This is a genomic window from Micromonospora sp. DT233 (assembly GCF_049841815.1).
GTDB lineage: Bacteria > Actinomycetota > Actinomycetes > Mycobacteriales > Micromonosporaceae > Micromonospora.
On the sequence record NZ_JBNCLB010000016.1, the window covers coordinates 66607 to 74903 of the forward strand.

General features: G+C 73.4%; 8 protein-coding genes. 1 reads left to right on the forward strand and 7 read right to left on the reverse strand.

What is annotated here, in order from left to right; genetic code table 11:
* Positions 1–181: 181 nt before the first annotated feature.
* Complete coding sequence (locus tag ACLQ2V_RS24805; protein ID WP_425720979.1) at positions 182–1918, forward strand: cellulose binding domain-containing protein; 1737 nt, start codon at positions 182–184, stop codon at positions 1916–1918.
* A 136-nt stretch (positions 1919–2054) separates the two neighbouring features.
* Here the strand turns inward: ACLQ2V_RS24805 and ACLQ2V_RS24810 are convergent, their stop codons facing one another.
* The 7 genes from ACLQ2V_RS24810 to ACLQ2V_RS24840 all read right to left on the reverse strand — a co-directional run bounded on the left by ACLQ2V_RS24810 (position 2055) and on the right by ACLQ2V_RS24840 (position 8266).
* A complete protein-coding gene (locus ACLQ2V_RS24810) occupies positions 2055–3227 on the reverse strand; it encodes a trans-sulfuration enzyme family protein (RefSeq protein WP_425720980.1) in 1173 nt (390 codons plus the stop codon).
* Between the two features lie 42 nt (positions 3228–3269).
* On the reverse strand, positions 3270–4115 hold the full coding sequence (locus tag ACLQ2V_RS24815; protein WP_425720981.1) for a carbon-nitrogen hydrolase family protein: 846 nt from the start codon (positions 4113–4115) through the stop codon (positions 3270–3272).
* Positions 4099–4740, reverse strand: a complete 642-nt coding sequence (locus ACLQ2V_RS24820) for a GNAT family N-acetyltransferase (protein ID WP_425720982.1) — start codon at positions 4738–4740, stop codon at positions 4099–4101. Before ACLQ2V_RS24820 ends, ACLQ2V_RS24815 begins: the two co-directional genes overlap by 17 nt.
* Before the next feature lie 90 nt (positions 4741–4830).
* Positions 4831–5244 carry a type II toxin-antitoxin system Phd/YefM family antitoxin gene (locus ACLQ2V_RS24825; RefSeq protein ID WP_425720983.1) on the reverse strand — a complete coding sequence of 138 codons (414 nt, stop codon included), beginning with the start codon at positions 5242–5244 and terminating at the stop codon, positions 4831–4833.
* A gap of 69 nt (positions 5245–5313) precedes the next feature.
* A complete protein-coding gene (locus ACLQ2V_RS24830; RefSeq protein WP_425720984.1) occupies positions 5314–6675 on the reverse strand; it encodes an MFS transporter in 1362 nt (453 codons plus the stop codon).
* Positions 6672–7937, reverse strand: a complete 1266-nt coding sequence (locus tag ACLQ2V_RS24835; protein ID WP_425720985.1) for a KamA family radical SAM protein — start codon at positions 7935–7937, stop codon at positions 6672–6674. Before ACLQ2V_RS24835 ends, ACLQ2V_RS24830 begins: the two co-directional genes overlap by 4 nt.
* Before the next feature lie 116 nt (positions 7938–8053).
* Entirely contained in the window at positions 8054–8266 is a 213-nt protein-coding gene (locus ACLQ2V_RS24840; protein WP_425720986.1) for an MbtH family protein, read from the reverse strand.
* Positions 8267–8297: the final 31 nt, after the last annotated feature.

Here is an 8297-nt window from a genome sequence, read left to right on the forward strand (position 1 = left end):
GGCGGGCTCGGCACGTGGCCGAGCCCGCCGGCCCACCCCTTCTTCGAGTGGTGCCAGCGCCCCTTGCCGGGCAATTGATATCGCTCACATTCCGCCGTCGCCGGTCGCCGCCCACCCGCACCATCGCGGGCCCCCGGAACGCGCCGGCCGTCACCTCGACCCCACCCTCGGGAGAAACCTCATGAGAAGGCACAGATCGACCAACGCCGCCCTGCTGTCGGCCGGCACCGTCCTGCTGGCCTCGGCGGCGGTCGCCGTGGCACTGCCGGCCGGGGCGGTCGCCGCCGGCTGCTCGGTGAACTACGCCGTGTCGTCGCAGTGGCAGGACGGCTTCGGCGCCAACGTCACCGTCACCAACCTCGGCGACCCGGTCACGAGCTGGGCGCTCACCTGGTCCTACAGCGCCGGCCAGTCCGTCGGGCAGGCCTGGAACGCGACCGTGACGCAGAGCGGCGCCGCCGTCACCGCCAGGAACGTCGACTACAACGGGGCCATCGCGACCAACGGCACCGCCTCGTTCGGCTTCAACGCCTCGTGGGCCGGCAGCAACCCCGCGCCCACCAGCTTCGCGTTGAACGGGGTGGCCTGCACCGGCGGCCCGGCGCCGACCACCACCCCGCCCACCTCGCCACCGCCCACGACCACGCCACCGCCCACCACGCCACCGCCGACCACGCCACCGCCCACCGGGCCGGCCGACATCACCGTGAACAGCGCCACCCGGTACCAGACGGTCGACGGGTTCGGGGCCGCCACCCCGATCTGGGGCGGCACCTGGTCCACGGCCGACACCCAGACCCTGGTCGGCCTGGGCGCCAACCAGCTCGGCCTGTCGATCGTGCGTACCGGCATCTCGCCGGTGTCCAGCGAGTGGGCGACCCAGGTCAACGCGCTGAAGGCGGCCAAGGCCTCCGGGCCGGGGGTGAAGATCCTCGCCTCGCCGTGGACGGCCCCGGCGGCGTGGAAGACGAACAACAGCCGCACCGGCGGCGGCAAGCTGAAGACCGACTACTACGACGACTACGCCAACCACCTCAACAGCTACGTGCAGTACATGCGCGGCCAGGGGGTGACGATCGACGTCACCTCCGTGCAGAACGAGCCGGACTGGCACCCCGACTACGACTCGATGGACTGGAGCGGCACCGAGCTGCGCAACTTCGTCCGCGACCAGGGCGCGAGGGTGCAGAACACCAAGCTGATGGTCGCCGAGGCGATCAACCTGAACTACAACTACACCGACCCGACGCTCAACGACGCGACCGCCCGCAACAACCTCGGCTACGTCGGTGGCCACCTGTACGGCACCGAGGCCGCCGGCCGGCTCAAGCCGTACTCCCTGGCCGAGCAGTACCGCAAGCCGGTGTGGATGACCGAGTGGAACCTGCACGCGGCCGACGGCAGCGGCTCCAACATCTGGGGCAACCCCGCCAACCAGACGGTCTGGAACGAGACGCTCGACGACATCATGCGCACCGTGCACAGGTCGATGGAGGCGAACTGGAACGCCTACGTCTGGTGGTACGGCAAGCGCTACTACTCCTTCATCGGCGACGGCGAGTCCGCCTACGGCACCGTCGCGGGCGCGCCGCTCAAGCGCGGGTACGCCTTCTCGCAGTACGCCAAGTACGTCCGCCCCGGCTACCAGCGGATCGCCCTGACCAAGAGCTCCAAGGCCTCCCCGTTGGAGGTGACCGCCTACCAGGGTGACGGGAAGGTCACCCTGGTGATCCTCAACCGGTCGACCAGCGCGGTCAACAACGCCGTCATCCAGGCACCGCAGAACGTCACGAAGGCGGAGCACTACCTGACCTCGCAGAACGCCAACGCCGCCGGCCAGTCGGTCGGCGTGAACGGCGGCCAGGTCTCCGTCAACGTCGGCGCGCGCAGCATCTCCACGGTCGTACTCACCCTCTAGGACCCGCCGGGCCCGCCACTGGAGGTCGGGTGGATGGGTGCGACCGCCGGGCCGCACCCACCCACCCGGTGCCCGCCGCCGCGGGCTCAGGGATTCCAGTCCGTCACGGCGTACGGGCCGTCGAAGCGCCGCGAGATCAGCCGGCGACGACGTCCAGGGCGCGGGTGAAGTCGGCGAGCAGGTCGGCGGTCTCCTCGATGCCGGTGGAGACCCGCACCAGGCCCTCGCTGATGCCGATGCCGGCGAGTTGCTCGACGTCGACGATGGCCGCCCACATCGAGCGGGGGTGCACCACGAGGGTGCTCACGCTGCCCAGGCTGGCCGCCCGCTTGGCCAGCCGCAGCTCGGCCAGCAGGGTCGACGCCGCCGCCCGACCGCCGGCCAGGTCGAGGCTGAACACGCCGCCGTACCCGCTCATCTGCCGCGCGGCCAGGTCGTGCTGCGGGTGGCTGGCCAACCCCGGGTAGCGGACCCGGGCGACGGCCGGGTGCGCCTCGAGCGCGCGGGCCAGCGCGAGGGCGTTGTCGTTGTGCCGGGCCATCCGCAGCGGCAGCGTCCGGATGCCGCGCAGCAGCAGCCAGGCGTCGATCGGGCCGAGCGTCGACCCGGTGACGATCGAGGTCTGCCAGACCCGGTCGATCAGCTCGGCGGAGCCGACCACGACCCCGGCGGAGAGGTCGGAGTGGCCGCCGAGGAACTTCGTGGCGCTGTGCCAGATCAGGTCCGCCCCGAAGGCCGCCGGGCGCTGGTTGACCGGGGTGGCGAAGGTGTTGTCCACGATGGCGTACGCGCCGTGGGCGTGCGCCAGGTCGATCACGGCGGCCAGGTCGGTGAGCTCCAGCAGCGGGTTGCTGGGTGTCTCCACCAGCACCAGCTTCGTCTGCGGCGTCAGCGCGCGGGCGAACGCGTCGACGTCGGTCTGGTCAACCTGGGTGCAGGTCACCCCGAAGCGGGTGAGCAGGCCGGTGGTCAGCGAGGTGGTGCCGCCGTACGTGCTGCGCTGCACGATCACGTGGTCGCCGGCGTTGAGCAGGGCCAGCGTCATCGTGGTGATCGCCCCCATGCCGGAGGCGGTGACCAGGCCCGCCTGGACGCCCTCCAGCTCGGCGACCACGGCGGCGACCTGGGCGTGGTTGGGGTTGCCGTAGCGGGTGTAGAAGGCGTCGCTGCGCTGCTGCGTGGCGACCTCGGTGAAGTGCTCGTCGGAATCGGCGCTGAAGGTGGCGCTCTGCACGATCGGCGGCGACACCGCGTTCGCGGGGGCCAGGCCGTCGTCGCCGTGGATCGCGGTCGTGCCGATGCCGGTCACGGTGCTCCTTCGGAGTCGGTGGTGCGAAGCGGAAACGGCGGGTCAGGGCACGACGACGACCGGGGCGGGGGCGGACGCGGGGGCGGCGCGGTCGGCGAGCATCCGCTGGGCGTCGCGCTGCTGGCGCAGCCGCGCGTCGTCGAGGTCGGCGACGGCCAGCCCGGCCGAGGCGCCGGCGTCGGCGAGGGGCCGACCGTCGGGCGCGTACCCGGCGCTGTGGCCGGCGAACCGCCACCCGCCGTGCGCCCCGGCGTAGTTGGCGACCACCAGGTAGCTGGTGTTCTCCAGGGCACGGGCCGGGCAGTAGACGCTACGCCGGTGGTCGGAGTCGCCGACCCTGAACGCGCCGGCCAGCAGGTAGGCGTCGGCTCCGGCCAGCACCAGGCCACGGGCGTGCTCGGGAAAGCTCACGTCGTAGCAGATACCCAGGCCGAGCCGCCAGCCACGCACTTCGACGAGCGTGTCGGTGACGCCGGGGACGAAGACCCCCCGCTCGTCGGCGTCGAGGTGGCGCTTGTCGTAGCCGGCCACCACCGCCCCGCCGGGGCCGACCACGTAGGAGGCGATCGCCCAGCCGTCCGCGCGCCGGGCGCACCCGCCGACCACGGCGGTCACCCCGTGGTCCCGGCAGGCCTGCCCCACCGTGCGCAGGGCCGGGTCGCCGGGGGCCACCTCGCAGCGGGCGACGTCGGCGGTGAGCAGCGGGAAGTCGTACCCGCAGAGCGACAGCTCGGGGAAGACCAACACGTCCACGCCGTGGGCGGCGGCCCGAGCGATCACGGCGGCGTGCGTGGCGGCGTTGCCGGGCAGGTCACCGCCGACCGCCTCGATCTGCGCCGCCGCCACCCGCAGCGGTGGCCGGGCCGGGGTCTCACCCGTCGTCTTCACCTGGGCCCCCGGTCGTGGGTGCCGGCTCGCCGACCGGCCCGGTCGCGTCCCCTCCGACGGCGACGCGCTCACCGGTCGGGGCCGGGTTGCGCCACTCGGGGGCCAGCACCGACCAGATCTGCAGGTCCATCCGCTCGCCCGGCCCCCGGTAGACCTGCCGCAGCGTGCCGTCGAGGCGCATGCCGAGCCGTCGCGCCACCGCGATGCTGCGGGCGTTGTCGGCGTTGGTGCGCCACTCCACGCGGTGGATGCCCCGGCCCCGCACCGCCCAGTCGACGATGAGGCCGACCGCCCGGGTGACCAGGCCGCGCCCCTGGGCCGTCGGCTCCACCCAGCAGCCCACCTCGCAGCTTCCCGACACGACGTCGAACGACACGAACATCACCCCGCCGACCAGCGTCGCGTCAAGCCAGATCCCCCAGAGGCCACCGCCGTCGCGGGCCCAGCGCTCGGCGTAGCGGCGCAGGACCTCCCGCGCGGACGGCAGGTCGACGGCCACGAAGGACGCGCCCACCCAGGGGGAGATGTGGTCCCGGCAGCGGTCCAGGTTGCGCAGGAACTCCTCGGCCCGCCCCGGGTCGAGGGGGCGCAGTTCGGCGTCGGCGGTCAGGGCACGGGCGTACACCGCACCTCCCGGTGGCGAAACGGCAACCCGGACAGCAGACCACACGCCGCGCCGCGCCGTCGAGCGGGCGGGACCCGGCAACGGCCGGGGTCAGGCGCGCAGCAGGTCCGTGTGGGCGGCGCGGAGCCGGGCCAGGGCCGGATCGCTGCCGGGGACCACCCGGCGGTCCAGCTCGGCCCAGACCTCGGCCAGGGCGTCGGTGAGGGCCCGCAGCTCGACGGCGTGCCGCCGGCTGCTCTGCCGGTGCAGCTCGTCGAGGCGGCGGGCCCACCCGGCGGTCACCGTGGCGAGCCGGTCGGCGTCGGCCCGCGCCTGCGCCGCCGTGCGGGCGGCGCAGGCCGGCACGATCGCGGCGATCGGGCGGGGGTCACCGTCGCGGGTGACCATGGTGACCGTGTCGGTCAGCTCGGCCATCGCGATGAGCTGGGTCAGTCGGGTGCGGGCCTCGCGCATCGGCAGGGCACGCGGCGGGGTGGGCTCGTGGGCCAGGGCGGGGGCAGCCATGCCTGCCATGTTGACGCAGGGGTACGACAATAAATGTCCCCCGCCCGCCACGGCGCCCTTCGCCGCAGGTCAGGACTTGGTGCGCATGGTCCTGATCCCGGTGCTGAACGTCGCGGTGACGGCGGAGACGGCGACCAGCGCGGGGAAGACCAGCATCGCGGTGCCGGTGGAGAAGTGCGCCAGCAGCAACCCGGCCAGGCCGGGGGCCAGCGCCGCCGCCGAGGTGGCGGCCAGGAAGATCACGCTGACCACCCGACCCTGGAGCCGGTCCGGGGTGATCTCCGCCTGGTATCCGAAGAGGACGGCGTTGGCGGTGGGGGCGAGCAGGACCGCCGCGGCGAGCGGCACGGCGGCGAGCACGCTGGTCGGGAAGAGGGTGCTCACCGCCATCAGCGCGGCGGTGGCCCAGCAGAGCACCACGACCAGGGTCGGCAGCCGCAGCCAGCGTTGCACCATCGGGGCGGCGAACGCGCCCAGGAAGCCACCCAGGCCGAAGATGGTGCTGGCCACCCCGACGAGGGCCGGGGGCGTGCCGGAGCGCTGCAACGACACGATCAGCGCGAAGATCATCCCGGTGAACGCCATGTTGAGCGGGGCGGCGATCACCAGCAGGGCGCGCAGGAACGGGTTGGCCAGCACGAACCGGATGCCCTCGGCCACGGCCGCGCCCCCGGACTCGGGGGCCCGCTCGCGGGGCTGCTGCATCGGCTCGCGGATGAGCAGGACCGCGACCAGGGAGAGCAGGTAGGTCAGCGCGTTGCCGAGGAAGGGCAGCGACCGGCCCAGCCCGAAGAGCAGGCCACCCAGGGGCGGGCCGGCGAGCTGGGTGCCGTACGTGCGGGCCTCGTTGCGGGCCACGGCGGTGGAGAGCTGCGCCGCCGGGACCAGGTTGCGCACGGCGGCATGCTCGGCGGTGCCGAAGACCGCGTTGCCCGCCGCGCCGATCACGGCCACCACCAGGATCATCGGGAGGCTGGCCGCGCCGGCCAGCACCGCCACGCCGAGCGCCAGGTACGCGCCGATCCGCACGACGTCGCAGAGCACCATCAGCCGGCGGCGGTCGAAGCGGTCGGCGAGCACCCCGGCCGGCAGCCGGCAGGCCAGGGTGACCAGCAGGCCGGCCGTGCCCACCAGGCCCGCCTGCGTCGGCGAGCCGGTGACGTAGAGCACGAGCAGCGGCAGGGCCAGGTTGGACATGGTGGCGCCCAGGTCCGACAGGCACTGGCTGACCCAGAGCAGGTTGAAGGCCCGGTTGCGCCAGAGACTGACCGGGCGATCGGCGACGGGAGCCGGACCGGCGGTGGCGTCCTGGTCGGCCGGCAGCGCCGCCGGGGCGTGCTCGATCATCGGTGGCACCTGTTCGTCGTCGGGGGGAAGCAGCGTGGCGTCGGGGGCGGGCACGGCGGCGTCGGCGGGCGCGGGGCGGGTCACGCCGGCCACCAGGAGCCCAGGGCGGGGCGCAGGTCGTCGAACCACTCGGCGGCCGGGTCGTGGTGGGCGAAGAACTGCCGGCCGACGTCGCGGGCGTCGCGGGCCTGCAACAGCCGCAGGCTGAACACCTCGGTGCCGGCGATGTCGACCACGCCGTCGACGAGCACCTTGCCGGGCGCGGCGGACATCACCGGGCCGCGCGCGGTGCGGGCCAGCCCGGAGACGCCCCGGATCGCGTCGGTGTAGATGCCCAGGGCCCGGGTCAACGGCACGCTGAAGTAGCTGCGGGCGCCGGTGTCGCGCTCCACGAACATGTAGTACGGCACCACGCCCAGCTCGACGAGCTGCTGCCACATGGTCGCCCAGTCCTGGGCCCGGTCGTTCACGTGGGCGATGAGCGGGGCCTGCGCGCGGATCACCGCACCGGTGGCCCGGATCCGGCGGATCGCCTCGCGTACGGCCGGGGTCGCCAGCTCCCGGGGGTGGGAGAAGTGGGCCATCACCGCCACGTGCCGGCCGGCGGCCACGATCCGCTCGAAGAGGCGCAGCACGTCGTCGGCGTCGTGGTCGGTGGTGAACCGGGCCGGCCAGTAGGAGAGCGCCTTGGTGCCGAAGCGGATGGTCCGGACCCGTTCCAGGGCCGGTTCGAGCAGCGGCTCCACCCACCGTTGCAGCACCGGCGCGCTCATGATCATGGGATCGCCGCCGGTGAAGAGCACGTCGGTGACCGTGGGGCTCTGCGCGACGTACGCCATCGCCCGGCTGACGTCCGAGGCGGCCTGGCGGATCTCGGCGTTGCCGACGAACTGGGCCCACCGGAAGCAGTAGCCGCAGTACGAGTGGCAGGTCTGCCCCTGGGAGGGGAAGACGAGCACGGTCTCGGCGTACTTGTGTTGCAGGCCGACCAGCCGGTGCCCGTCGTGGGTGGGCACGTTGGCCTCCAGCTGGGCGCCGGGGTTGGGGTTGAGCCGGGCGTGGGCGTCCCGGGCTGCCTTGCGGATGACGTTCGGGGCGGCGGCGCTCAGGTGCAGCGCCGACAGGTCCTCGAAGATGTCCCGGGGCAGCATGTCCCGGTGCGGGAAGGTGAGCCGGAAGATCGGGTCGTCGGGGACGGCTGACCAGTCGATGAGCTCGTCCACGACGTACTGGTTGACTTTGAACGGCAGCACCGAGGAGACCACCCGCAGGTCGTGCAGGTACTCCTCGGGCATGCCCCGCTGGCCGGCGAGTCGCGCCAGACGCTCGTGGGAATAGACCTTCATCACCGTCGCCTCAGATCGTCAGCGATACCGCCCCGGGCGCCGGGCGCGCGGGGTTCAAAACGGAAGGGACCGCGGGCCGGGGCGGCCCGTGCGGGGCCGCCCCGGCTGCCGGGCGGTCAGCCCTGCGCGGCGGCCATCCGCTCACGCAGGCTGCGCGGGCGCATGTCCGTCCACACCTCGTCGATGTGGGCCAGGCAGTCCTGCTTGGGGCCCTCGAAACCGGTGGCGGTCCAGCCGGCCGGCAGGTCGCGGTCGGCGAACCAGATCGAGTACTGCTCCTCGTGGTTGATCACGACGCGGTAGGTGCGGGTGTCCTCGTCGGCGGTCATCGCCGTTCTCCTTTGCTCGGGTGTTCCTCTG

Coding starts and splice junctions, on each gene's coding strand:
- ACLQ2V_RS24805 (WP_425720979.1), top strand. CDS start 182: ATGAGAAGGCACAGATCGACCAACGCCGCCCTGCTGTCGGCCGGCACC.
- ACLQ2V_RS24835 (WP_425720985.1), bottom strand. CDS start 7,937: ATGAAGGTCTATTCCCACGAGCGTCTGGCGCGACTCGCCGGCCAGCGG.
- ACLQ2V_RS24840 (WP_425720986.1), bottom strand. CDS start 8,266: ATGACCGCCGACGAGGACACCCGCACCTACCGCGTCGTGATCAACCAC.
- ACLQ2V_RS24825 (WP_425720983.1), bottom strand. CDS start 5,244: ATGGCTGCCCCCGCCCTGGCCCACGAGCCCACCCCGCCGCGTGCCCTG.